Raw genomic sequence first — 23,228 nt, 5'->3', positions numbered from 1 at the left:
ATCACCTCAGGCGCAGAGCGTTCAGGGATACGGTAATCGACGATGTGGACATCGCCAAGGCCGCGATCAAGGGCGTCGCAAGGCCGGCAACGGCCAAAGGCACCGCGATGACATTGTAGATCGTCGCAATCTGAAAATTCTCGCGGATGCGCTGCGTCGCCCGGACAGCAGTATGGCAGGCATCGGCGATCGGCGACAGGTCATTGCCCAGCAGAACGATGTCCGAAGCCACACGGGCCGCATCCAGTGCCGAAGCCGGAGAGATCGAGGCATGGGCCGCCGCCAGCGCGGCTGTGTCGTTCAACCCGTCACCGACCATCAAAACCCGGCGGCCTTGGTCTGCCAGCTTCTGAATGTGTCGCGCCTTGTCCTGCGGCAGTGCCCGCGCGATCCAGGTCTCGATCCCCAGCTTCTCGGCCAGAGCTTTCACGGCGTTGGTCGTGTCCCCGGACATGAGGATGACGTCCTTGCCCGCATCACGCAAAGCCGCGACCGCGTCGGCGGCGCCGGGGCGCAAAGAGTCGGCAAAGCGGAACTCGACCGGGCGATCGTCCCCCACCGCCAACCAGGCCGCGGTGTAATCACCTTCCGTCGCGCCCACCCATTCGGCTCGGCCCAGCCGCACGAGTTGCCCCTGAAACTGGCCCTCGGTCCCGTGACCGGGAATCTCGGTGACGTTTTCAACCTCGGCCGGGGTATACCCCTCGTCCCGAGTGGCCCGGGTCAGGGCGACCGCCAGCGGATGCGCCGAAGCCTGTGCCAAGGCCAGAGCGATCTCGATCTCACGGCCTGTGTGTTTGCCACCGTTGACCAGTTGAGGCGCGCCTGATGTGAGCGTTCCGGTCTTGTCGAACACCACGGTGTCGACCTCGGCCAACCGCTCCAACGCCGTGGCGTCCTTGATCAGCATCCCCTTGCGGAACAGCCGCCCCGAGGCCGCGGTGGTGACCGCAGGAACCGCCAACCCCAACGCACAGGGGCAGGTGATGATCAGCACAGCGGCGGCGATGTTCAGCGCTGTGCGCAGATCGCCAGAATAGATGTACCAGCCAACGAAACTGAGTGCGGACAGGATATGAACCCCGGGGGCATACAGCTTGGCCGCCTTGTCCGCCAAGGACGTATAGCGCGACCGCCCGGATTCCGCGATGGCCACAAGATCTGCCATGCGGTGCAGCGAAGTCTCTTCGCCCACCGCCGTTGCCTGAATGATCAGCGGCCCGGTCAGGTTGACCTCACCCGCGCTGACTTGCGTGCCTGGCTGGGCAAATACCGGCAGGGTTTCACCGGTCAGCAAAGACCGGTCCAACTCGGATTCACCGGTCACGATCTTGCCGTCCACCGGCATCCGCCCCCCTGGTCGCACCAGGATCAGGTCACCGACGGCCAGTTCGGCAACGGCGACCTCGCGTTCGGCCCCGTCAACAAGACGGATGGCGCGCGGCACCTCGAGGGCTGTCAGCTCTTCCGCGGCGGACCGGGCCGCGGCACGGGTGCGGTAATCCAGATAGCGCCCCGCCAGCAGAAAGAACGTCAGCGTCAAAGCCGCATCGAAATAGGCGTGCTCACCGCTCAGCGCCGTTTCCCAAAGCGAAGTGACCAAGGCCAGCAGGATTGCCAGAACGATCGGCACGTCCATGTTCAGGCGGCGAACACGCAGCGCGCTCCACGCGTTGGCAAAAAACGGTTGGGCCGAGAACGCAATGGCCGGGAGGGCGATGGCCGCCGATATCCAGTGAAACATGTCGCGCGTCGCGTCAGTGGCGCCGGACCAGACGGACACTGACAGCAGCATCACGTTCATCGATGCAAAGCCGGCGACCGCGAGCCGCATCAAAAGGTCTCGTCCGGCCTTGTCTGATTGCGTGGCTGACAGGGCACCGGGATCCAGCTCATGCGCCTCGTACCCGGCCCGATCGAGGACCGGGATCAGGTCCGTTGCCCGAACCTCGGGGCCTGCCTTGATCAGAGCGCGCTTGAGCGTCAGGTTGACCCGCGCGTCCTGTACGCCGGGGTGCGCGTTCAACGCACGTTCGACATTGGCAATACAGGCCGAGCAATGAATGCCCGGCAGTGACAGCGCGATCTGAACGTCGACCGGTACCGGCCTGGCCGGTTCCGCCGGAGCCGCGATGCAGCCCGGACAGGCCGCGGTCCCGGATGTCACCTGCGACGACATCGGCCTAACCCTTGATGTACAACGGAATGCGCCGACTGAATTCCGCGCCGTCCGCATCGCGCGCGACAATACGGACATTCCAGTTGCCTTTTCCAAGCGTCGCCGGGGTGGAATACGCCACACCGTCAAAGGTGAAGTCCGGCGAAAAATCCTCGCGCATATGAGTTGCGCGGCCGACCACGGCCTGCAGTTCGGCCACCCGCACAGGCACGCCTTGCGCATCCGTGATGCGAAGGATCAGCAGGCCGCCCTTGGTTTCCACCTCTGCATCCCAGCCCAGAGACTGCTGCTCCTTCAGCTTTTCATTGAACTCCTGACTGGCAACGTAGGAGTTCTTGACCTCGAGCCCGGGGAATGTCGCGACTGCCTTGTAGGCCAGCACCAGATTAACTGCGATGATGACCCCGAAGGCCCCGACAAAAACCGCAAGAGCGTGCTTTCCGGTGAATTTGCGCTCGGCCATTATTCAGTTCCCCCGCCCGTTGAACGTGGTGTCCTTGTAGGCGCGCTCGCCGCTTTGCAGGTCTTCGACCCAGATCCGGACCGGTGTCGTTTCAGCCATTGCGGGCGCTGTGTCTTTCGCGGCGACGATGTAGACCCGGGTCAACTGTGCCGTGTCCGCAGTTACGTTTACCGTATCCAGTTCCGTTCCTTCAATCTGAACCTGCAGGCTTGGGTCACCGACCAGAGACAGTTTGAACAGGCGGTCTTCGCCATGTTTGTTTCGCAACCGCACGTCGTAGGTGTTGCGGATCGAACCGTCGGACATGGTCACGAATGTCGGATTGCGCACTGGCGCCACCGTCAGATCGATATCCGACCGGATGAACAGCGCAAACAGCAGGCCAAAACCCACCAACGACCAAAGCGCGGTATACATGATTGTCCGGGGCCGCAGGATGTGCTTCCACACATTTTTTGGGGGGTGGCCCGCGCGTTCACGCGTTTCGTCGCTGAGCGCCATATAGTCGATCAGACCGCGCGGCTTGCCGATCTTGGCCATCATGTCGTCGCAGGCATCGATGCACAGCGCGCAGGTTATGCACTCCAGCTGTTGGCCATCACGGATGTCGATCCCGACCGGGCAGACATTGACGCAGGCCATGCAGTCGATGCAGTCGCCCAGTTCAGAGTCGGCCGTCCGTTTGCCCTTGCCGCGCGGCTCGCCCCGCCACTCTCGGTAGCCAACCACCAGCGTGTCCTCGTCCATCATCGCCGCCTGAATTCGCGGCCACGGACAGGCATAGATGCAGATCTGCTCGCGCGCGAACCCACCGAAGAAAAAGGTCGTGCCGGTCAGAACCAGCATGGTGGTATAGGCGACCGGATGAGCGTTGCCGGTCACAAGGTCCCGCGCAAGGGTCGGCGCATCCGCGAAATAGAACACCCAGGCCCCGCCGGTCGCCAGACCGATCAGGAACCAGACCACCCATTTGGTCAATCGCAGGCGAACCTTGCGGAAATCCAGCTTCTTCTGACGATGCAGGCGCAGGCGGGCGTTTCGATCGCCCTCGATCCAGCGCTCGACCAGAATGAAAAGGTCGGTCCAAACCGTCTGTGGGCAGGCATAGCCGCACCACACTCGGCCCAAGGCCGACGTAAACAGGAACAGGCCCAAGCCGGCCATGATCAGCAGACCGGCTACAAAATAGAATTCGTGTGGCCAGATCTCGATCCAGAAGAAGTAAAAGCGGCGGTTCGCAAGATCCAGCAGCACCGCCTGATCCGGAAGGCTGGGCCCCCGATCCCACCGGATCCACGGCGTCACATAATAGATGCCAAGCGTGACGGCCATTATGATCCATTTGAGGTTCCGAAACTTGCCGGAAACGCGCCGTGGAAAGATCGGTTCCCTTGCGGCGTAAAGGCTGGGGGCTGGGGTGTGATCGCTCACGGCATGGCTCCGGATCTTGCTGTTTGTCGGGCGACTTGTTCCAGATCATACACCGGACAACTTTGACATGGGTCAAAAGCGCATCGCGCAGACACCTTTTGTCACACCTGGTTCGCTTGGCGTTTCAGCCACCCGACGAACGTCTTCACCGCCTTTCTCTGCGGCGTTTGCGCGGTCACGATGTGGTAGCCTCGGGCGTCAGGTGCGACATGAAGTTCAACGAGTCTTCCGGCCACGATATCACGTTCGACGAAATGTCGCACCGTCACCGTGACCCCCTGCCCCGCGCGAACGCCCTCAAGGACCAGGTTGCCCGGCAGACTGGTCCGTCCGGCGCCTGGGTCCATGGCCGCCCCATGTTGTGCCAGCCATGTGCTGGCTTCGGTCGTGCCCACCTCTTCCAGCCACGGCAAACGGGCCAGATCAGCCGGGGACCACTCGGATCTGGACCCTAAGAGACTGGGCGCGGCAACGATGACCATCGGGGTTTTCAACAACATCTCGGACCGGACGCCCGGCCAACCGCCTGCCCCGTATCGAATCGCGACATCCACCCCGCCGGGGCGCAGATCGACCAGTTCCGGTGACGGATCCAAGGTCAGATCGATCCCCGGGTGATCCGACCGGAAAATCGGCAGCCGCGGCATCAGCCATGAAGCTGCAAATAAGGAGGTCAGCGAAACGTGTACCGGCCGATCCTCTCCCGCGTGCACCAGGTCCGAGACCGCCGCATGGATGGCGCCAAACCCCAGCTGAACGCTGCGGGCCAAGTGTTCGCCATCCGACGTCAGGACCAGAGTCTTGCCCGACCGGTCCAACAGGGTCACGCCCATATGCGCCTCAAGCGCGCGCAACTGCTGGCTTATGGCGGCATGACTTACATTCAACGCATCGCCAGCCTTGACGATGTTTCTGTGCTCGGCGAATGCAGCGAAAGCCCGTAGCGCCGATAGTGGCGGAAGGTTCAGCCAGTCCATATGTAACCTGTGCTTACATATGAACACGGTAATTGAGTCGCAAATATCCGGTCAAGAGCCGATGCTGGAACCCGAGTTCATCGCATCAGGAGAAAGACCATGCTGAACATCTACGCTGCTTCCTTCATGACCGCCACGCGGTTGAACGCACCCAAGCTGCGCGACGCGCCCAAACCGAATGCGCCAAAAAGGAAAAAATGGCTGCCCGCCGGACACTGGTGGGTCAGCAAGAGCCGCGAGTTGGATCCGCGCAACCTTTAGGATCAGTTTGCGTGCCCGCGCTGGACCGGGGCCATTGTCGGCACTATTTTCGGAAAATGCGGTGCCGGCTGTTCAGGAAACGCGCGAACAGATGGAACAGCCGGCACCTGGGCCTTCGGGCGGCACGCCGCCCGAAGGTGTTCTCGGATCTTATTGACCGCCACCCAACTGGTGGACATAGGCCGACACGGCGCGGATCTGCGCCTCGGTCAGACGCGTGTCCCAGGGGGGCATGACGCCAAACCGGCTGTAGGTCACCGTTTCGGTCAGCGTTTTCTCATCGCCGCCATACAGCCAGATCGCATCCGTCAGGTTCGGTGCGCCCTGCGCAATATCGCCCTTGCCGTCTTCACCGTGACAGGCTGCGCAATTGTCCTCGTAGACAACCTTGCCCGCCTGCGCCGCAGCATCGTCGGTTTGGGCGTTGGTCAGCGACATCACATATTGCACGACCTGGGTGATTTCCTCGGGCTCGAGGATCTCGCCGAACGCCGGCATTTCGGAGTAGCGCGCGTCGTCGCTTTCTTCGTTGCGAATGCCGTAGCTGACCGTTGTGACGATGTCATCCAAGGTGCCGCCCCACAGCCAGGCGTCGTCCAGAAGGTTCGGGAAACCCTTTGCGCCCTGCGCGCCCGAACCGTGGCACTGAGCGCACCAGGTGCGGAACACGGCGCCACCGGCGTTGACCGCATATTGCTGCAGCTCGGCATCCTTGGCGATATCATCCAGCGGTGTCTCGACCAGCTTGGCGTTCCACGGAGCGTTGGCCTCTTCGAACGAAACCATCTCCTTCTGCACCAGCTCGCGCGAGGACCAGCCAAGCACACCGGCGGTTGCAGATTGCACCAGCGGCCACGCCGGATACATGATCGTGTAGATCACACCCCAGAAGATGGTCGCGTAGAAGGTCCACAACCACCAGCGCGGCATCGGATTGTCGAATTCCTCGATGCCATCCCAGCTGTGACCGGTCGTCTTGGGATCACCCGGCTGTTTTTCAGGTGTCTTGCTCATTTCCGCGCCTCCTCGGATGTGGCGGGTTTGTCTTGATGCCGGAACGGGATGTTTGCGGTGTCCTTGTATTCCTTGCTGGCACCGGGGCGGAACACCCAGATGACGATGCCGACAAAGAAGGCGAACAACAGCAGCAGCATCCAGCTATCCGCGAATTGCCTCAGGATCGTGTATTCTTCCATCACACCCTCCTTTAGCGGCTTGCATCCGGGGTGAAGGTCGAGAAGTCGACCAGCGTTCCCAGCATCTGCAGATATGCAACCAACGCATCGGCTTCGGTCAGTTCCGGCTGACCATCGAAGTTGCGCACGTTGACGTTTTCGCCGTAACGCTCCAGCAGCCCGTCATAGTCGCTGTCCGGATCGGCCTGCGCCCGGAAATCGGCAACTGCGTTTTCCAGCATCTCGTCTGTGTAAGGCGTGCCCAAAACCGCATTGGTGGCCATGATGTCACCGATATACCGGCCGTCGATCTTGCGGTTTTCCAGAAAGCCGTATTTCGGCATCACGGACTCCGGCACCACCGATTGCGGATCACGCAGATGGTCCACGTGCCATTGATCCGAGTAGCGGCCACCCACACGGGCCAGATCAGGCCCGGTGCGTTTGGACCCCCACTGGAACGGGTGGTCGTACATCGACTCGGCCGCCAGCGAGTAGTGGCCATAGCGCTCGACCTCGTCCCGCATCGGGCGGATCATCTGACTGTGGCAGACATAGCAGCCTTCGCGGATGTAGATCTCACGCCCCGCCATCTCGAGAGGGGTGTAAGGGCGCATGCCCTCCACCTTCTCGATTGTGTTCTCAAGGTAGAACAGCGGGGTGATCTGAACGATGCCACCGATGGTCACGACCAGGAAGCTGAAGATCAGCAGGAGGGTCGCGTTGGTCTCGAGGATCTTGTGTTTGTCGAGAATTGCCATTGCTCCGGCCCTCCTTATTCAGCCGGGACCGCGACGGTCAGGCTGGCCTCTTTGGCCGGAGCCCGCCGGACGGTCATCCACAGGTTGTAGCACATGATCAGCGCACCAGCGACGAACAGAACACCGCCCAGCGCACGCACCACATACATCGGGAACTTGGCCGCAACGGTGTCGGCGAACGAGTTCACCAGGAAGCCGTTGGCATCCACTTCACGCCACATCAGGCCTTCCATGATACCGGTGACCCACATCGACGCGGCGTAGAGCACGATGCCGATGGTGGCGAGCCAGAAGTGCCAGCTGACCATCTGCAGCGAGTACAGACGCTCGCGCTTCCAAAGAACCGGCACCAGGAAGTACAGCGCACCAAAGGTGATCATGCCGTTCCAGCCCAGCGCGCCGGAATGTACGTGACCAATGGTCCAGTCAGTGTAGTGCGACAGCGAGTTCACCGCGCGGATCGACATCATCGGACCTTCGAAGGTGGACATGCCGTAGAAGCCGACCGAGATCACCATCATGCGGATGACCGGGTCGGTGCGCAGCTTGTCCCAAGCGCCCGACAGGGTCATCAGGCCGTTGATCATGCCACCCCACGAAGGCATCCACAGCACGACCGAGAACACCATGCCCAGCGTCGAGGCCCAGTCAGGCAGCGCGGTGTAGTGCAGGTGGTGCGGACCAGCCCAGATATACAGGAAGATCAGCGCCCAGAAGTGGATGATCGACAGTTTGTAGCTGAAGACCGGGCGTTCGGCCTGCTTGGGAATGAAGTAATACATCATGCCCAGGAAGCCCGCGGTCAGGAAGAAGCCCACGGCGTTGTGCCCATACCACCACTGGATCATGGCATCCTGCACACCAGACCAGACGATGACCGATTTCGAACCCCAGATGCTGACCGGAATGGTCATGTTGTTGACCAGGTGCAGCATCGCGACGGTAACGATGAACGCCAGGTAGAACCAGTTCGCCACATAGATGTGGGGCTCTTTCCGCTTGACGATCGTCCCCAGGAACACGGCCAGATAGGCCACCCAGACGATGGTCAGCCACAGGTCCACATACCATTCAGGCTCGGCATATTCCTTGGACTGGGTCCCGCCCAGCACATAGCCGGTCGCGGCAAGAACGATGAACAGCTGATAGCCCCAGAACACGAACCAGGCAAGGTTTCCGCCCCAGAGACGCGCGGCGCTTGTGCGCTGCACGACGTAGAAGGATGTGGCGATCAGGGCGTTGCCGCCGAACGCGAAAATGACCGCTGATGTGTGCAGCGGGCGCAACCGGCCAAAGTTCAGAAGCCCCTGCGCCCATTCGAAGTTCAGCACCGGAAAGGCCAGCTGGAACGCGATGAAGGTTCCCACCAGGAACCCTACGACACCCCAAAAGGCGGTTGCGATCACGCCATAGCGGATCACGCCATCCATGTACTCACCCGAACGATCGACAAGAATATCCGGCTCATCCGTATTTCGCAGCGTCCAGATGAACAGGCCACCGGCGATGAGCATCACCAGTATCGCGTGCACCTGATACGCCAAATCCCGCGCATAGTTGGATCCGATCGCTGCGAACAGCACGACCAGACCAAGCGCGATCAGCTTGATGTAATTCGACATATTGCGTCCCTTTGCCATGCTCCGGGCGATTCTTGTGCCGCATGGAGCTTTCGTTGACTGGTTGCTGTATGATCCATGCACAACCAATGCTGCTTTGATCTGCATCAAGACAATAGCCTGAAAACTGTGACAGGCATAAGCAAATGAATGGGTTACCTGGTCGCACAGGTTTCAGAACCCGAAACACGAGGTCGAAATGGCTTATAAATCTCTTCTCACCGTCATGACGGAAACCAAGTTTGCCGAGCCGGCTCTGGCCCAGTTGGTCGCCTTGGCCGAAGCGCAGGACGGCCATGCCGAAGCGCTGTGCCTCGGTGTCGACCGTAGCCAGACCGGCTACTACTACGCGGGCGCAAACGCCCTGATCCTTCAGGAGACCTTGAAGCGCGCAAATGCCGAGGCCGATGAAGTGCTTGCCTTTGCCGAGGATTTCCTGGGCAAGTCAGGCGTACGCTGGTCCGCTGAAAACGGCGTGGCGCAGATCGCCGACTTGGGTCGGCACGTCGCGCACCGGGCCCGTTTCTCGGACCTTGTCGTTTTGCCCCAGCCCTATGGCAAAGATCGCGGCGCCGAGGCCGAACCGATCATCGAGGCCGCCATGTTCGAGGGTCACGCCCCGGTTCTGGTGGTACCGGATGAGGCGAAACCATTCGCCAGCCCTCGGACGGTTCTGATCGGCTGGAATGAGAGTGTCGAGGCGATGAATGCCATTCGGCGCGCGCTGCCGTTCCTGCGGGCGGCCGAACTGACCCGGATCGTTGTGATCGACCCGCCGCGTCACGGCCCTGATCGCTCGGACCCGGGCGGTATGCTGTCGCAAATGCTGTCCCGCCATGGCGTGAAATGCGAAATCGACGTGCTGAGCAAGACGATGACGCGTGTGTCCGACATTCTGAACCGTCACGCCGCAGACGTCGAAGCCGACATGATCGTGATGGGCGCCTATGGTCACTCGCGGTTCCGCGAGGCCATTCTGGGTGGCGCGACACGGAACATGTTGGAACAGTCCTCGGTTCCGGTTTTCCTGGCCCACTGAACTGCGGGCACGGCAAAAGAAATAACCGCCCCAGACGGGGCGGTTATTTCGTCAGACCTTTTTGACCAAACCGATCAGGAACAGAAGGATGACGGCTCCGATCGTTGCAAAGAAAATCGACGACACCATACCGCCGCCGACGGAAAACCCGAGTGCGGGAAAAATCGTTCCGGCGAGAAAAGCGCCAACGATCCCGACGATGATGTTCCCGATCACGCCAAAGCCGCGCCCCTTCATGATCCTGCCCGACAACCAGCCCGCGATCGCGCCGATGATCAGCATTGCCAATAGGCTACTGAATTCCATGCCTTGCTCCTGAATATTGTTTCACGCAAAGGCATTAGAACACGGCCGGGCCGTTGGGTCACGCACGAACGTAGTGCATCCCCTGGAACCCGGATCGCAGATCCCGCACCTTGGGCGCAACCGATGCGGGATCATCCGCCGACAGTGCCTCGGCGAACAGGGCCACAAGGTCTCCGGCATGTTCGGGGGTCACTCCCCGCCGGACCAACTCGGGCGTTCCGATCCGCAATCCGTTCATGTCACCCGCAACCGAGGCGATCGGCAAACCGATACCACATGCCAGGAACCCAGCCCGCCGCAGGTGTTTTGACACCGCCTGCCCGCCCCCATAGTCGGCGGCCTTCAGCGCGAATTGGTGCGAGGTGGTGACGCCACCAGCCCCCTTGAACACTGGCAATCCCTGATCTTCCATCTCGCTGGCAATTGCCTGCGCAAGATCGATCATCGCTTGCCCATAGGCCGGCCCGCAGTCGACCCAGTCCAGCAACGAAATTGCCAGAGCCGCCGATTTCGCGGCATCGAAATTGGCCGTCATTCCGGGAAAGGCGATGGCGTCCAGCCGTTCGGCAATTTCGGCGTCGTTGGTGACGATCAGCCCACCCGCAGGGCCGCCTAGGCTTTTGTAGGTGCTCATCGTCATCAGATGCGCGCCTTCATCCAACGGATTCGCCCAAGCCCCGCTGGCAATGATCCCGCATTGGTGGGCCGCATCGAACAGAACCTTGGCCCCAATTTCGTCGGCAATTTCGCGCACGGCCGACACAGGATGCGGAAACAGGTTCAGCGAGCCACCAACGGTGATCAACCGGGGGCGGTGCGTTTTGGCCATGTCGCTCAGCGCGGCCAGATCCAGACTGTACCCGTCCGCATCCACTGGTGCATTGATCGTTTGCAGCCCATAAAGCCCTGCGCAGCCACCCTCATGGTGGGTCACGTGCCCGCCGATCGCTGCCGGCGGCGCGATGATCGTATCGCCGGGCCGTGTCAGAGCCATGAAGCCATACAGATTGGCCAAGGCGCCGGATGCCACCCGGATTTCGGCGTATCGCGCGTTGAACACGCGGGCCGCAAGCTCGGCCGCGATCACCTCGATCTCCTCGATGGCCTCAAGCCCCATCTCGTATTTGTCGCCCGGATAGCCCAAAGATGGACGACTGCCCAGACCCGCGGCGAGTGCAGCTTCAGCCCTTGGATTCATGACATTCGTCGCCGGGTTCAGATTGAAACACTCGGCATCATGAATATCCGAGTTTCGCGCGATCAGCGCGTCGATCCGGGCCTCAATCGCCTCCGAGCTGCTGTCGGCAACTTGCCGGGCGATGGTCTGAACAAGGTTTTCGCAGTCGCCCGGAACCCAGGCACGGTGAGCAAGGTGCTGCATCTGATCCTCCGTCTTTGCGGCCAACGATGCAAAGATCCTGACTTGCGCGCAAATCAGTTTTGCGAAAAATTAGGGTCAGAAAAATTGAGCCTAAATCCATGCCCGTTGCTCCACCGCGCCCCAAGCCCCTACCTTTGAACGCGCTGCGGGCGTTTGAGGCCGCTGCCCGCCTGGGCGGGTTCTCGGCGGCGGCTACGGAACTTGGCGTCAGCGCAGGGGCGATATCAGCCCATGTCAAAACGTTGGAAGACGAACTGGGTGCGCCCCTGTTCGAGCGCACCGCGAGAGGCGTTGCCCTGACCGCGCTGGGGCACAAGGCGTTGCCGGACCTGACCAAGGCCTTCGACACCTTGGGACAAGCCACGTTGACCATGCGCGCCCAGGCACAGCCGCAGGTGGTGCATATCGTGACGCTACCCTCGATTGCACAGCTATGGCTGTCGCCAAGGTTGCCCGAACTTCGAGCCGCAGAGCCGGAAATCGAAGTTTCGCTCACGGCCGAGGAAACCCCGCCCAACCTCAAGCGCGCGCCCTTCGACATCTACCTGTTTTTTGGCGGAGACTTGGGGGACCCCATCGCCGAAGACGCCATCTTTCCGGTTTGCGCGCCGGCCTTGGCGCATCGCCTGACTACGCCCGAGGACCTGGCGAATGTGACCTGCCTGTCCGACTCTACCTGGTTCGACGATTGGCAAACCTGGGTGGCCGCGGCGCGACCCGGATGGGCGTTCACACCCCGCGGGCCGGTCTTCTCTTTGTACGCGCTGGCAGTCGAAGAAGCGCTGAACGGTGCGGGAGTGTTGATGGGACACAGGGCGCTGGTCCAGCCGCATCTGGACAGCGATCGACTGGTGGCTCCGTTCGAAACGGTGGTCACTCTTCCCGACAGGCTCAAGCTGTGGTCGCCACGTGCGGTCCGGTCGCAGACACCGGTTGGGCGCGTTGTCGAGTGGCTCAGAAAAACCGCTTAGACCAGAAACCCGCCGTCCGAATCATCCCCGGCCTCTTCCATCAGGCGGCCGATATCTGGAACGGTCACGTGGCGCTTGCCCTGCAGCAGGATCACTTCATCCTTTTTCAGCGCAGATATCTGACGGCTGACGGTTTCGAGCGTCAGACCAAGGTAGTCGGCCATCGCCTCGCGGGTCAGCGGCAGGTCGAAGACGATTGGGCCGGATGAACCCTTCTGGCTGGCAGACGCATCGCGGCGCGCGATGATCGACAGCAGGCTGGCAATCTTCTCGCGCGCGGTCTTGCGGCCAAGAACCAGCATCCATTCACGCGCCGCGTCCAACTCGTCCAACGTCATCTGCAACAAGCGGTGGGCAATATGCGGCGTGCGGCCCATGAGGTCCTCGAACGGTTTCTTGCGGAAACAGCACATGACCACGTCGGTGGTGGCTTGCACGTCATAAGGCGCCGAGTCGCGCCCCGGCCGCCCTACGAAGTCGCTGGGCAGCAGCAGGCCCACCATCTGGGTGCGCCCGTCCTCCATGGTTTGGGTCAGAGACGCGATCCCGGACACGACCGAGCCGACGAAATTCATTTGATCGCCCGACCAGATGATCGTCTGACCGGCCTCGAAGCTGCGGTAATACTTGATCTCTTCCAAAGCGACCAACTCGTCCGCATCGCAGCGCGCGCAGACGGCTCGATGCCGAATTGGGCAGTCTTCGCAATTGGAGTGGTCAACGAGGGTATTCAGAGTCATGCGCGCGTCCACTTGATCTCGGTCAAGGTTTTCTGGTCGTCGAGCCTATACCGGTGTCGTCATGATAGTAAAACCTCAATTGGCAAAGCTCGGACTTTTTGACGCGAAGGTACCGCGTTATACCAGCTATCCGACCGCCCCCCACTTCAGCAATGACGTGGGGCCCGACATGTTTGGCGACTGGATTTCCGCCATCCGGCCGGGCAGTTCGATCTCGCTCTATGTCCATGTGCCGTTCTGCCGCCGGCTGTGCTGGTTCTGCGCCTGCCGCACCCAGGGCACCCAGACCGACAACCCGGTCATCGCCTATGTCGATGTCCTCAAGGCCGAGTTGGACCTGCTGGCCGCGCGCCTGCCCAGCGGGGTGACCCTGTCGCGCCTGCATTGGGGCGGGGGCACGCCCACGCTGCTGAACCCCGACCTGATGCGCGAACTGGCCGCGCATATTCTGGGCATCGTCCCACTGGGACACAACGCGGAATTCTCGGTCGAGATCGACCCCAACGAGGTGGATGCCGCCCGGTTGGATGCGCTGGCCGAAGCCGGGATGAACCGCGCCTCGATCGGGGTTCAGGATTTCGATGACGAGATCCAGAAGACTATCGGGCGCATCCAGAGCTATGACACCACCCGCGAGGCGATCGACATGATCCGCGAGCGCGGCGTGCCCAGCCTGAACGCTGACATCCTGTATGGACTGCCACACCAGACCAAGGCGCGGATGACCGAAAGCGTGCAAAAGCTGCTGTCGCTCAACCCCGACCGGGTGGCCCTGTATGGCTACGCGCATGTGCCGTGGATGGCGAAACGCCAGCAGCTGATCCCGTCCGACGCCCTGCCGACGCCGGAACAGCGGCTTGATCTGTTCTATACCGCCCGCCGTCTGTTCCTGTGGGACAATTACAAAGAAATCGGCATCGACCATTTCGCCACCAAGGATGACGGGCTGACCCATGCACTGAAAGCCGGGCGGCTCAAGCGGAACTTCCAGGGCTACACCGACGACCAGGCCGAGGTTCTGATCGGCGTCGGCGCCAGCTCGATCTCGCGCTTCCCGCAGGGCTATGCGCAGAACGCGCCAGCCACGTCGGCCCATACCAAAGCGGTACGCGATGGCCGGTTCTCGACCTCGCGCGGGCATCTGTTCAAGGATCAGGACATTCTGCGTGCCCGTTTGATCGAGGCCCTGATGTGCGACTTCCGCATCGACACGGCCGAGATCCTGCGCGACCACGACATCTCGGCGGCCGAGCTGACGGCGATGTACCAGCGCGCCAATGACACCTTCGACGGGCTGTTGCAAGTCACCGATGACGGGCTGTTCATCCCGCCCGAAGCGCGTGCCTTGACCCGGATGATCGCCCGCACCTTCGACGCCTATGACCTGAGCAAGGCGGGCCACAGCTCGGCGATCTAACGACAGGCGGCAGGCCGCATGCCGGCCAGTCGCCACAATGCTAAAAAGCGGGGGGTTGACGCGCGCGGTGGGTTTTCCCCACACTCGGAAGACGGGCGGCAGGCCGCCCGACGCCGAGGCAGGCCATCATTCAGACAAAACTCGCCGGCGCATCCGCGTCCGACAGGTCCTTTCGTGCAGCCACTCTGCAACTTGACGAAGGGACTACACCCATGCGCGTTTTCACCGTCCTCGGCCCCAGCCAATCGGGCAAGACAACACTGGTCGAGGCCATCAGTCGCCTTGATGGCCGGCCCACCACATTCGACCTATCCGGAACCGTGCATCTGCACGGTTTTTCTTATCTGGACGAACCGTGGTGCGCGATCGACGTGGATGGCGGGGGCGATGCGCTGGCCTATGCCGGGCCCGCCATGGCCATTTCCGACGCGGCGGTGGTCGTGGTCCCGCCGGATCCGGACGCGGCGGTTTTATGCGCCCCCTATCTGCGGCTGGTCGAGGAGGCGGGCATTCCCTGCTTTCTGTTTATCAACCGGATGGACAACCCCAACGGCCGCATCCGCGACATCATCGCCGCGCTGCAGACCTATTGCAGCCATCACATCACCTTGCGGCAGGTTCCGATCCGTGAAGGCGAAACCATCATCGGGGCCGTCGACCTGATTTCGGAGCGCGCGTGGAAATATCAGGAAGGTCAGCCCTCGGCGCTGATCGAACTGCCGCAATCGGTTGCGGATCGCGAGGCCGAAGCCCGCACCGAACTGCTCGAAACCCTGTCGGATTTCGACGACAACTTGCTCGAGCAGCTGATCGAGGACAAACAGCCGCCTAGCGCCGAGATCTATGACTTGGCAGCGCAGGTGTTGCAGAACCACCAGCTGATCCCGGCCTGCCTGGGCGCGGCCAGCCATGGCAACGGGCTGACCCGCCTGATGAAGGCCCTGCGGCACGAGGCGCCCGAGTTCGACATCGCCGCCGACCGGGACGCGGCGCCCGAGGCCGCCCGCGCCATCGCCGGGTTTGCCGACGTCAAGAAGCACATCGGCAAGATCATCGTCCTGCGGGGGCTGGGCGACGGGATCAAGGCGCATGACCCGCTGGGCGGCGAAACCGTTGGCAACCTGACCGCGCTGGACGCCAAAACCCAGATCGACGGGCTGAAGGCCGGCGAGATCGGGCTGGCGGTGAAATCCGATCACCTCAACCCCGGCAATATCTATGACAGCAGCGGCTCCACGCCGCTGCCGGATTGGGCCAAGGCGCATCCGGTCGCCTATCGGCAGGTGGTGTCGCCGGCCCATGAACGCGACGACGTGCGCCTGTCCAACGCGCTGTCCCGGCTGGTCGAGATCGACCCGGGCCTGACGCTGGAACAGGACGAGCTGAGCGGCCACGCCGTTCTGGGCTCGCAAGGCCCGCAGCATATGCGTCGGGTGGTCGCCAAGCTGGCCGAGGATTTCGGGATCGAGATCGAAACCTCTCCGGTCGAGACTGCCTATCGCGAGACCATCCGCGCCACCGTCGAACACCGGCACCGCCACCGCAAGCAATCCGGCGGCGCGGGGCAGTTCGCAGACGTGGTGATCTCGGTCGCGCCGCTACCGCGCGGATCTGGCTTTCAGTTCGACGAGGTGGTCAAGGGCGGGGCGGTGCCCAAGAACTATATCCCCTCAGTCGAACAAGGCGCGGTCGATGCATTGGCGCAGGGCCCCGAGGGTTTTCCCGTGGTGGATGTGAAGGTCACGCTGCATGACGGCAAGCATCACAACGTGGACAGTTCCGATTTTGCCTTCCGGACGGCCGGCAAAAACGCCGTGCGCGAGGCCTTGCCCCAGGCCAAACCCGTCGTGTTGCAGCCGATCCTGAACGCCGAGATCCATGTTCCGTCGGCCTTCGTGGGCGATCTGGTACCCACGATCAGTTCGCTTCAGGGGCAGGTCCTGGGGTTCGAGGGCAACCCGAACGCGCCGGGCTGGGAAATCTTCAACGCCAAACTGCCCGCCGTGGCCGAGGACGAGCTGCACCGCACGCTGGCCAGCGCCACGCGCGGGACCGGCTGGGTCAAGCTGCAATTCGACCACTATGAAGAGCTTCGCGGCCCGGTGCCGAAATCGGCGGCGCGCGAAGCGGCCAACGCCTAGCCCGCCGCTGCGATCAGTTCGCGGGTATAGTCATCCTGGGCGTTGACGAAGAGGTCTTCGGCAGCGCCCATCTCGACCACGTCTCCGTTGCGCATGACGATCACCTTGTGTGACATCGCCCGCACCACCTTCAGGTCGTGACTGATGAACAGGTAGGCCAGCCCGTATTTCTTCTGCAGGTCGCGCAGCAGTTCGACGATCTGCACCTGCACCGTCATGTCCAACGCACTGGTAGGTTCATCCAAAACCAACAGCTTGGGCCGCAGCACCATGGCGCGGGCAATCGCGATGCGCTGGCGTTGCCCGCCCGAAAACTCGTGCGGGTAGCGGTCCATGGCCGCCGGGTCCAGGCCCACCTCGGTCATCACCTCGGCCACCAGCTCGCGCGGGGCGCGGTGCGGATCAACCTTGTGGATCGCCAGACCCTCGGCAATGATCTGCTGGCAGGTCATACGCGGGCTGAGGCTGCCGAACGGGTCCTGAAACACGATCTGCATGTCCTTGCGCAGGCGGCGCAGTTCACGCGTGGACCAGCGGCGCACATCCTGCCCGCGGAAGGTGATCCCGCCCTCGGAGGCGATCAGCCGCATGATCGCCAGCGCCAGCGTGGTCTTGCCCGAGCCGCTTTCGCCCACGATCCCAACGGTTTCGCCCGCCCGCACGCTGAGCGTAGCGTCGTTCACGGCCTTCACATAGCCGACCGTGCGCTTCAGGAACCCGCGCTGGATCGGGAACCAGACCTTCAGATGCTCGGTCCGGGCCACTTCTTCGGCCGCGGGGTCGATCGGGTCGGGTATGCCCGTGGGTTCGGCCGCCAGCAGCTTGCGCGTATAGGGATGCTGAGGGTTGTCGAAGATCTCGGCCACAGGGCCGGTCTCGACGATCTCGCCATCCTTCATCACGCAGACCCGGTCAGCGATGCGCCTCACGATGCCCAGATCATGGGTGATGAACAGCATCCCCATGTTTTCCGATTTCTGCAGCTCGGCCAGCAGTTCGAGGATCTGCGCCTGAATGGTCACGTCCAGCGCGGTGGTCGGCTCATCCGCGATCAGGATGTCGGGCTGATTGGCCAGCGCCATGGCGATCATCACCCGCTGCCGCTGTCCGCCGGACAGCTGATGAGGATAGGCGTCCAGCCGTTCCTCGGGGTCGCGGATGCCGACCTTGTTCAACAATTCGACGATCCGGGCCCGCGCCGCGTCGCCCGTCAGCCCCTGGTGCAGGGCCAGCGATTCCGCCATCTGCTTCTGGATCGTGTGCAGCGGGTTCAACGAGGTCATCGGCTCCTGAAAGATAAAGCTGATGTCGTTGCCGCGCACCTCCATCAGACGCTGCTCGGATGCGCCGATCATCTCCTGCCCGTCATAGGTGACCGACCCTTCGACGATCGCGCTGTCGCCCAGCAGCGACACGGTGGACAGCGCGGTGACCGATTTGCCCGACCCGGACTCGCCCACCAGCGCAACGGTTTCCCCGCGATCGACATGGAACGACACGCCCCGAACCGCGGTGGTCACCTGCCCGTCCTGACGAAACGAGACCTTCAGGTTTTTGACATCCAGCAAGCTCATGAGAAGGTCTTTCGCGGGTCGAACGCGTCACGCACGCCTTCGAAGATGAAGACCAGCAGCGACAGCATGATGGCAAAGGTGAAAAAGGCGGTGAAGGCCAGCCACGGCGCCTGCAGGTTCTGCTTGGCCTGCAGGGTCAGTTCACCCAGCGAGGGTGCCGAGGACGGCAGGCCAAAGCCCAGGAAATCGAGGCTGGCCAGCCCGCCGATCGTGCCGGTCACGATGAACGGCATGAAGGTCAGCGTGGCCACCATCGCGTTGGGCAGCATGTGGCGGAACATGATGGTCAGGTTGCCCACGCCCAGCGCCTTGGCCGCGCGCACATATTCCAGGTTGCGGGCGCGCAGGAACTCGGCCCGCACCACGCCCACCAGGCCTGTCCAGGAAAACAACACCATCAGGATCACCAGCAGCCAGAAACTGCGCCCCAGCACCGCGAACATGATGATGATGACGTAAAGCGACGGGGTGGATGACCAGATCTCGATGATGCGCTGGAAGATCAGATCCAGCCAGCCGCCGAAAAAGCCCTGCAACGCGCCGGCGAATATGCCGATCAGGCTGGCCGCGCCGGTGACGATCAGGGTGAACAGGATCGACAGGCGGAAGCCATAGATGACGCGCGCCAGCACGTCGCGCTTGGTGTCATCGGTGCCCAGCAGGTTCTGCCCGTTGGGCGGCAGGGGCGCGGCTCCGGGACGGTCGACGCTGGTGTTGTAGGAATAGGGGATCGGCGGCCAGATGGCCCAGCCACGCTCGAAACCCTCGGCTTGGAACGTTCCCGCCTTGATTTGCTCGATGATGCCTTCGGGGTCATCGAAACAGTCTTCCAGCCCGCCGCTGTCGATCAGGCAGCGGACCTCGGGGTCGCGGTAGATCGCCTCGGTCTGGAAGTCGCCGCCGAACTCGGTCTCGGCGTAGAAGTTGAAGATGGGCGTATAGAACTCGCCCCGATACTTCACAAGGATCGGTTTGTCATTGGCGATGAATTCCGCGAACAGCGACAGACCGAACAGCACCGAAAAGATGATCAGCGACCAGAAGGCCCGGCGGTTGCGGCAGAAATTGCGCCAGCGACGTTGGTTCAGAGGAGAAAGTGCCATTTACCCCTCGCGTTTCTCGAAATCGATGCGCGGATCGACCAGCACATACATCAGGTCGCTGATGATGCCGACGACCAGACCGAGCAGACCGAAAATGAACAGCGTCCCGAAGATCACCGGATAATCGCGCGCCACTGCGGCCTCAAAGCCCAGACGACCGAGGCCATCCAGCGAGAAGATCGTCTCGATGATGATCGACCCGCCGAAGAACACGCCGATGAACACCGCCGGGAAGCCGGCGATCACGATCAGCATCGCGTTGCGGAATACGTGGCCGTACAAAACGCGCTGCTCGCTCAGCCCCTTGGCGCGAGCGGTCATGACGTATTGCTTTTTGATCTCGTCCAGAAACGAATTCTTGGTCAGTAGCGTCAGCGTGGCAAACGCGGAAATCGTAAGTGCGATGGTCGGCAGGGCGATGTGCCAGAAGTAGTCGGCCACTTTGCCCAGCAGGCTGAGGTCTTCCCAATTGTCCGAGGTCAGCCCGCGCAGCGGGAAGATCTGCCAGTAGGAGCCGCCCGCAAACAGCACCAGCAGCAGGATCGCAAACAGGAAGCCGGGAATCGCATAGGCCACGATGATGGTCGCGCTGGTCCATGTGTCAAAGCGTGAACCATCCTTGACCGCCTTTCGGATGCCCAGCGGGATCGAGACCAGATAGGCGATCAGCGTCGACCACAGGCCCAGCGAGATCGAGACCGGCATCTTCTCGAGCACCAGGTCGATCACCGAGACCGAGCGGAAGTAGCTTTCGCCAAAATCCAGCGTCAGATAGTTGCCCATCATGTTCAGGAACCGCTCGACCGGCGGTTTGTCGAAGCCGAATTCTTTCTCCAGTTCGGCGATGAATTCCGGCGGTAGGCCGCGGGCGCCCACGTATTTGTCATCGAAAACGCCACCGCCGGGTTCGGCCCCGGCACCCGCGTCACCGGACCCCGCAAAACCCGCGAATACATCGCCCTGCCCTTCGATCTGGGCGATGATCTGCTCGACCGGACCGCCGGGCACGAACTGCACCAGCGTGAAGTTGACGATCATGATGCCCAGAAGGGTCGGAATGACCAGCAACAGGCGTCGAAGAATATATGCGCCCATGTTAACGCAGCGCGCCTTCTGCTTTCAGGGCCGCTTCCTTTTCGGGATTGATCCACCACAGATCAAGGTATCCCAGCGCATAGGGCGGCAACTGATCGGGGTATTCGTACATGTTGTAGTAGGCTGTCCAGTATTCCGCGATATACCCATCCGGTATGATGAAGAACTCATAGCGCAAGGCGCGATCCAAGGCCATAAGCGCTGCGTCCTGATCAGTTTGATTGTTGGTCGCGAAAGACGCCTCGATGATGGCGTCCACCAACGGGCTGGCAAGGCCTGCCGGGTTGAACAGGCTGAACTCGGCCTCTTTCGAGCCATACATCTGACTGAGGCCGCCGCCAGTGGACAGGAACGCGCCATAGCGTGTTGAATAAACCATGTCATAGTCACGCTCGCGGCTGCGCAGGGTGTACTGCGCCGGATCGACCTTTTCGGCCGACGCATCCACGCCCAGCGCCTGGAGGTTTTGGACAAAGGTCTCGATCATCGTGGCTGTCGATGTCGGCAGGTTGGACGGATAGGGGATGTTCACCCGCAGGGTCTGACCCTGAGCATTGCGGCGCAAGTTGCCGTCGCCCACCGGCCATCCGGCTTCGTCCAACAGTTTTGAGGCTTTGCGCAGGTTGCGCCGATCGTTCAGGCGCGCCGGGTTGGATTCGTGAACGGTCGTCACCGGTTCGGAAAACAGCTCGGGTGGAACCACGTCGCCCAAAGCTTGCAGAAATGCCAGCTCTGGCCCCTGCGGTGTATCCATCGCTTCAAGCGGCGTGCCTTCGATGAACGAATCGCGGGGCGAGTTCAGCCCGAACAGCAGAGACTCATTGGCCCATTCAAAGTTGAATGCCAGCGCCAGTGCCTTTCGAACATTCTTGTCCGCAAATTGCGGACGCGCGAGGTTGAACACAAATCCCGACGGGGTCGGCGGACTGCCATTCGCAATCGCGTCCTTGACGACATAGCCCTCTTTCAACTTGGGGAAGTCATAGCCGGTCGCCCACAGTTTGGGATCGCTTTCGATCCGCAGCGTGTATTCGCCTGCCTTGAAGCCTTCAAAGGCGGCTGTCTGGTCCGCGAAATACTCGACTCGGATGGTATCATAGTTGTGCCGGCCCTTGTTGAACGGCAAGTCCTTGCCCCAGTAGTCGTCCCGGCGTTTGTAGACGATGCGCCGGTTGATATCGTAGCTCTCCAATTTGTACGGCCCAGATCCAACGGCCACTTCCAGGCGCGGCTCGTCGAGGCGACGGGACGGATCGGCCTCGAACCACGCTTTCGAAAATACGGGCGTCGCGCCGACGGTTTCGATCCGGCTGCGGGCCGTCAATTCGGGATTGAACGTGAACTTGACCGTGTGCGTATCCAGCGCCTCGGCGCCGGTCACCATCCGCCCGACGGCCTGCGCATATGACGGCAGGCCCTGTTCGATGAACAGGCGGTGGCTGTAGACCACATCCTCGGCGGTGACGGGCGTGCCATCCCAGAACGTCGCTTCGGGGCGCAGGTGGAAAATGACCCAGTTGCGGTCGGCGTCATACTCCAGGCTCTCAGCCAATACGCCGTAGTACTGGCCGACACTGTCATCGGTGCTGTCCATCAGCCGATCGTATTGCAGTGTCGTCAACGCTCCGGGGCGACCTTTGCGTGAATATGGATTCAGGGAATCAAACGTGCCCGATGCGGCCAATGACAGCTCGCCGCCCTTGGGTGCATCCGGGTTGGCATAGTTCAAGTGCGTGTAGTCGGCGGGGTAGTCGAGATTGCCGAAGTACGAGTAGCCATGGCTGCGAATGATCTGGTCCTCGTCGGCCCGGACTGGCCCCGCCTGCCCCAGAACCAACGCCGCCGAAATGCCCAATGCCGCGACCCAATGACGAAAACCTTGTTCGCGCGCGCCAGGCAGATGGGAAATCATACGGGTCATCCTTCGATGTTGTCTTCTGTCCATGTCCTTGTGGGCAAGCTAAAAGCCCAGCACTGACACTTGCAAGTTTAGAATGCGTGAGCGCTTTGTGAAGTTTTGCTCAGACAAAAAAAGCCGCTGCACATGGCAGCGGCTTTCGCTTTTCGGTGTCTGGGTGGGCAGATCAGCCGCCAATCGTCTGCAGGTACGCGATCAGGTCTGCGCGTTCCTGAGCCTTTTTGAGACCGGCAAAGCTCATCGAAGTGCCTTGGATATAGCCTTTGGGGTTTGCAATGAACGCATCCAGCTCTTCCGGGGTCCAGTTGCCGCCATGCGACTGCATCGCCGCCGAGTAGCCGAAGCCCGCAGCCGCCGCCACAGGGCGGTCCACGACGCCATACAGGTAGGGACCGGTGCCATTGGCGCCTTCTTCCAGCTTGTGGCAAGCCGAACACTTGCGGAAAACCTTCGCGCCCTTTTCCGGGTCAGCTGCGGCCAGCAGATCGGCAAAGACCACTTCTTCGCCGTCAGCGCTTTCGCCCGAGCTTTCGGTTTCAATAACATAGGCGGCTTCGCCGTGCCCGCCGACATGGTAGAGAACGTCGCCCCCCCATTTTGCCAGGAGGAGTACAAGGAAGGCACCGAACAGGCCGGCTGCGGCCTTGGTAACTGTCATCGTGTCGAACATTGATCGC

General features: G+C 61.8%; 21 protein-coding genes. 5 read left to right on the top strand and 16 right to left on the bottom strand.

The genetic code is table 11. The features are described from left to right. Position 1 precedes the first annotated feature (1 nt). The 4 genes from ACR3EL_RS02535 to ACR3EL_RS02520 all read right to left on the bottom strand — a co-directional run bounded on the left by ACR3EL_RS02535 (position 2) and on the right by ACR3EL_RS02520 (position 5,050). On the bottom strand, positions 2-2,179 hold the full coding sequence (locus ACR3EL_RS02535) for a heavy metal translocating P-type ATPase (RefSeq protein ID WP_170341431.1): 2,178 nt from the start codon (positions 2,177-2,179) through the stop codon (positions 2-4). 4 nt (positions 2,180-2,183) lie between these two features. Then, complete coding sequence (locus ACR3EL_RS02530; RefSeq protein WP_093964335.1) at positions 2,184-2,642, bottom strand: FixH family protein; 459 nt, start codon at positions 2,640-2,642, stop codon at positions 2,184-2,186. Between the two features lie 3 nt (positions 2,643-2,645). After that, entirely contained in the window at positions 2,646-4,073 is a 1,428-nt protein-coding gene (ccoG, locus tag ACR3EL_RS02525) for a cytochrome c oxidase accessory protein CcoG (RefSeq protein WP_170341430.1), read from the bottom strand. A gap of 101 nt (positions 4,074-4,174) precedes the next feature. Continuing rightward, on the bottom strand, positions 4,175-5,050 hold the full coding sequence (locus ACR3EL_RS02520) for a LysR family transcriptional regulator (protein ID WP_170341427.1): 876 nt from the start codon (positions 5,048-5,050) through the stop codon (positions 4,175-4,177). A gap of 99 nt (positions 5,051-5,149) precedes the next feature. Here ACR3EL_RS02520 and ACR3EL_RS02515 point away from each other — a divergent pair, with 99 nt between their 5' ends. Further along, positions 5,150-5,311, top strand: coding sequence for a hypothetical protein (locus ACR3EL_RS02515; RefSeq protein WP_170342401.1), 162 nt, complete (start codon positions 5,150-5,152; stop codon positions 5,309-5,311). 150 nt (positions 5,312-5,461) lie between these two features. Here the strand turns inward: ACR3EL_RS02515 and ccoP are convergent, their stop codons facing one another. From ccoP to ccoN, 4 genes are read right to left on the bottom strand one after another with little or no spacing between them, the layout of a single operon-like run. Beyond that, positions 5,462-6,325: a cytochrome-c oxidase, cbb3-type subunit III gene (gene ccoP, locus ACR3EL_RS02510; protein ID WP_170342399.1), complete on the bottom strand. Its 864-nt coding sequence runs from the start codon at positions 6,323-6,325 to the stop codon at positions 5,462-5,464. After that, positions 6,322-6,507 (bottom strand): cbb3-type cytochrome c oxidase subunit 3, encoded by a 186-nt coding sequence (locus ACR3EL_RS02505; protein ID WP_093964331.1) that lies wholly within the window; start codon positions 6,505-6,507, stop codon positions 6,322-6,324. The genes ccoP and ACR3EL_RS02505 overlap by 4 nt, the downstream gene beginning before the upstream one ends. A gap of 11 nt (positions 6,508-6,518) precedes the next feature. Then, positions 6,519-7,247 carry a cytochrome-c oxidase, cbb3-type subunit II gene (gene ccoO, locus ACR3EL_RS02500; protein WP_093964330.1) on the bottom strand — a complete coding sequence of 243 codons (729 nt, stop codon included), beginning with the start codon at positions 7,245-7,247 and terminating at the stop codon, positions 6,519-6,521. Positions 7,248-7,261: 14 nt separating this feature from the next. Then, entirely contained in the window at positions 7,262-8,869 is a 1,608-nt protein-coding gene (gene ccoN, locus ACR3EL_RS02495; RefSeq protein ID WP_093964421.1) for a cytochrome-c oxidase, cbb3-type subunit I, read from the bottom strand. A 196-nt stretch (positions 8,870-9,065) separates the two neighbouring features. On the opposite strand from ccoN, the gene ACR3EL_RS02490 reads away from it, so the two are divergent. Continuing rightward, complete coding sequence (locus tag ACR3EL_RS02490) at positions 9,066-9,905, top strand: universal stress protein (RefSeq protein WP_170341422.1); 840 nt, start codon at positions 9,066-9,068, stop codon at positions 9,903-9,905. 51 nt (positions 9,906-9,956) lie between these two features. Here the strand turns inward: ACR3EL_RS02490 and ACR3EL_RS02485 are convergent, their stop codons facing one another. Then, entirely contained in the window at positions 9,957-10,211 is a 255-nt protein-coding gene (locus ACR3EL_RS02485) for a GlsB/YeaQ/YmgE family stress response membrane protein (protein WP_093964328.1), read from the bottom strand. Positions 10,212-10,269: 58 nt separating this feature from the next. Further along, complete coding sequence (locus ACR3EL_RS02480; protein WP_170341420.1) at positions 10,270-11,592, bottom strand: serine hydroxymethyltransferase; 1,323 nt, start codon at positions 11,590-11,592, stop codon at positions 10,270-10,272. Between the two features lie 98 nt (positions 11,593-11,690). Between ACR3EL_RS02480 and ACR3EL_RS02475 the strand changes: the two genes are divergently transcribed. After that, positions 11,691-12,563 carry a LysR family transcriptional regulator gene (locus ACR3EL_RS02475; protein ID WP_170341418.1) on the top strand — a complete coding sequence of 291 codons (873 nt, stop codon included), beginning with the start codon at positions 11,691-11,693 and terminating at the stop codon, positions 12,561-12,563. Here the strand turns inward: ACR3EL_RS02475 and fnrL are convergent. Continuing rightward, on the bottom strand, positions 12,560-13,303 hold the full coding sequence (gene fnrL, locus ACR3EL_RS02470; protein WP_170341416.1) for a transcriptional regulator FnrL: 744 nt from the start codon (positions 13,301-13,303) through the stop codon (positions 12,560-12,562). The genes ACR3EL_RS02475 and fnrL overlap by 4 nt on opposite strands. A gap of 61 nt (positions 13,304-13,364) precedes the next feature. Between fnrL and hemN the strand changes: the two genes are divergently transcribed. Both hemN and ACR3EL_RS02460 read left to right on the top strand, forming a co-directional pair. Further along, positions 13,365-14,720, top strand: a complete 1,356-nt coding sequence (hemN, locus tag ACR3EL_RS02465; RefSeq protein ID WP_170341414.1) for an oxygen-independent coproporphyrinogen III oxidase — start codon at positions 13,365-13,367, stop codon at positions 14,718-14,720. Between the two features lie 212 nt (positions 14,721-14,932). Then, on the top strand, positions 14,933-16,861 hold the full coding sequence (locus ACR3EL_RS02460; RefSeq protein ID WP_170341412.1) for an elongation factor G: 1,929 nt from the start codon (positions 14,933-14,935) through the stop codon (positions 16,859-16,861). Here the strand turns inward: ACR3EL_RS02460 and ACR3EL_RS02455 are convergent. The 5 genes from ACR3EL_RS02455 to ACR3EL_RS02435 form a co-directional block, all read right to left on the bottom strand. Beyond that, complete coding sequence (locus tag ACR3EL_RS02455; RefSeq protein ID WP_170341409.1) at positions 16,858-18,435, bottom strand: ABC transporter ATP-binding protein; 1,578 nt, start codon at positions 18,433-18,435, stop codon at positions 16,858-16,860. The genes ACR3EL_RS02460 and ACR3EL_RS02455 overlap by 4 nt on opposite strands. Beyond that, positions 18,432-19,538, bottom strand: a complete 1,107-nt coding sequence (locus ACR3EL_RS02450) for an ABC transporter permease (protein WP_170341407.1) — start codon at positions 19,536-19,538, stop codon at positions 18,432-18,434. The genes ACR3EL_RS02455 and ACR3EL_RS02450 overlap by 4 nt, the downstream gene beginning before the upstream one ends. Next, on the bottom strand, positions 19,539-20,633 hold the full coding sequence (locus ACR3EL_RS02445) for a microcin C ABC transporter permease YejB (protein ID WP_170341405.1): 1,095 nt from the start codon (positions 20,631-20,633) through the stop codon (positions 19,539-19,541). A 1-nt stretch (position 20,634) separates the two neighbouring features. After that, positions 20,635-22,545, bottom strand: coding sequence for an extracellular solute-binding protein (locus ACR3EL_RS02440; protein ID WP_480722452.1), 1,911 nt, complete (start codon positions 22,543-22,545; stop codon positions 20,635-20,637). 172 nt (positions 22,546-22,717) lie between these two features. Next, positions 22,718-23,221, bottom strand: coding sequence for a c-type cytochrome (locus ACR3EL_RS02435; RefSeq protein ID WP_170341467.1), 504 nt, complete (start codon positions 23,219-23,221; stop codon positions 22,718-22,720). Between the last annotated feature and the right edge of the window lie 7 nt (positions 23,222-23,228).

Source organism: Ruegeria sp. BJ3 (genome assembly GCF_056535665.1).
The sequence above is the reverse complement of the archived record's forward strand: the minus strand, read 5'-3'. Positions and strand labels throughout refer to the sequence as shown.

What these genes read in the sequence shown, in the direction of transcription:
- ACR3EL_RS02520 (WP_170341427.1), bottom strand. Translation starts at nt 5,050, where the DNA reads ATGGACTGGCTGAACCTTCCGCCACTATCGGCGCTACGGGCTTTCGCT.
- ACR3EL_RS02435 (WP_170341467.1), bottom strand. Translation starts at nt 23,221, where the DNA reads ATGTTCGACACGATGACAGTTACCAAGGCCGCAGCCGGCCTGTTCGGT.
- ACR3EL_RS02530 (WP_093964335.1), bottom strand. Translation starts at nt 2,642, where the DNA reads ATGGCCGAGCGCAAATTCACCGGAAAGCACGCTCTTGCGGTTTTTGTC.
- ccoN (WP_093964421.1), bottom strand. Translation starts at nt 8,869, where the DNA reads ATGTCGAATTACATCAAGCTGATCGCGCTTGGTCTGGTCGTGCTGTTC.
- ACR3EL_RS02440 (WP_480722452.1), bottom strand. Translation starts at nt 22,545, where the DNA reads ATGATTTCCCATCTGCCTGGCGCGCGCGAACAAGGTTTTCGTCATTGG.
- ccoO (WP_093964330.1), bottom strand. Translation starts at nt 7,247, where the DNA reads ATGGCAATTCTCGACAAACACAAGATCCTCGAGACCAACGCGACCCTC.
- ACR3EL_RS02505 (WP_093964331.1), bottom strand. Translation starts at nt 6,507, where the DNA reads ATGGAAGAATACACGATCCTGAGGCAATTCGCGGATAGCTGGATGCTG.
- fnrL (WP_170341416.1), bottom strand. Translation starts at nt 13,303, where the DNA reads ATGACTCTGAATACCCTCGTTGACCACTCCAATTGCGAAGACTGCCCA.
- ACR3EL_RS02535 (WP_170341431.1), bottom strand. Translation starts at nt 2,179, where the DNA reads ATGTCGTCGCAGGTGACATCCGGGACCGCGGCCTGTCCGGGCTGCATC.
- ACR3EL_RS02485 (WP_093964328.1), bottom strand. Translation starts at nt 10,211, where the DNA reads ATGGAATTCAGTAGCCTATTGGCAATGCTGATCATCGGCGCGATCGCG.
- ACR3EL_RS02460 (WP_170341412.1), top strand. Translation starts at nt 14,933, where the DNA reads ATGCGCGTTTTCACCGTCCTCGGCCCCAGCCAATCGGGCAAGACAACA.
- ccoP (WP_170342399.1), bottom strand. Translation starts at nt 6,325, where the DNA reads ATGAGCAAGACACCTGAAAAACAGCCGGGTGATCCCAAGACGACCGGT.
- hemN (WP_170341414.1), top strand. Translation starts at nt 13,365, where the DNA reads ATGATAGTAAAACCTCAATTGGCAAAGCTCGGACTTTTTGACGCGAAG.
- ACR3EL_RS02450 (WP_170341407.1), bottom strand. Translation starts at nt 19,538, where the DNA reads ATGGCACTTTCTCCTCTGAACCAACGTCGCTGGCGCAATTTCTGCCGC.
- ACR3EL_RS02475 (WP_170341418.1), top strand. Translation starts at nt 11,691, where the DNA reads ATGCCCGTTGCTCCACCGCGCCCCAAGCCCCTACCTTTGAACGCGCTG.
- ACR3EL_RS02515 (WP_170342401.1), top strand. Translation starts at nt 5,150, where the DNA reads ATGCTGAACATCTACGCTGCTTCCTTCATGACCGCCACGCGGTTGAAC.
- ACR3EL_RS02490 (WP_170341422.1), top strand. Translation starts at nt 9,066, where the DNA reads ATGGCTTATAAATCTCTTCTCACCGTCATGACGGAAACCAAGTTTGCC.
- ACR3EL_RS02445 (WP_170341405.1), bottom strand. Translation starts at nt 20,633, where the DNA reads ATGGGCGCATATATTCTTCGACGCCTGTTGCTGGTCATTCCGACCCTT.
- ACR3EL_RS02455 (WP_170341409.1), bottom strand. Translation starts at nt 18,435, where the DNA reads ATGAGCTTGCTGGATGTCAAAAACCTGAAGGTCTCGTTTCGTCAGGAC.
- ACR3EL_RS02480 (WP_170341420.1), bottom strand. Translation starts at nt 11,592, where the DNA reads ATGCAGCACCTTGCTCACCGTGCCTGGGTTCCGGGCGACTGCGAAAAC.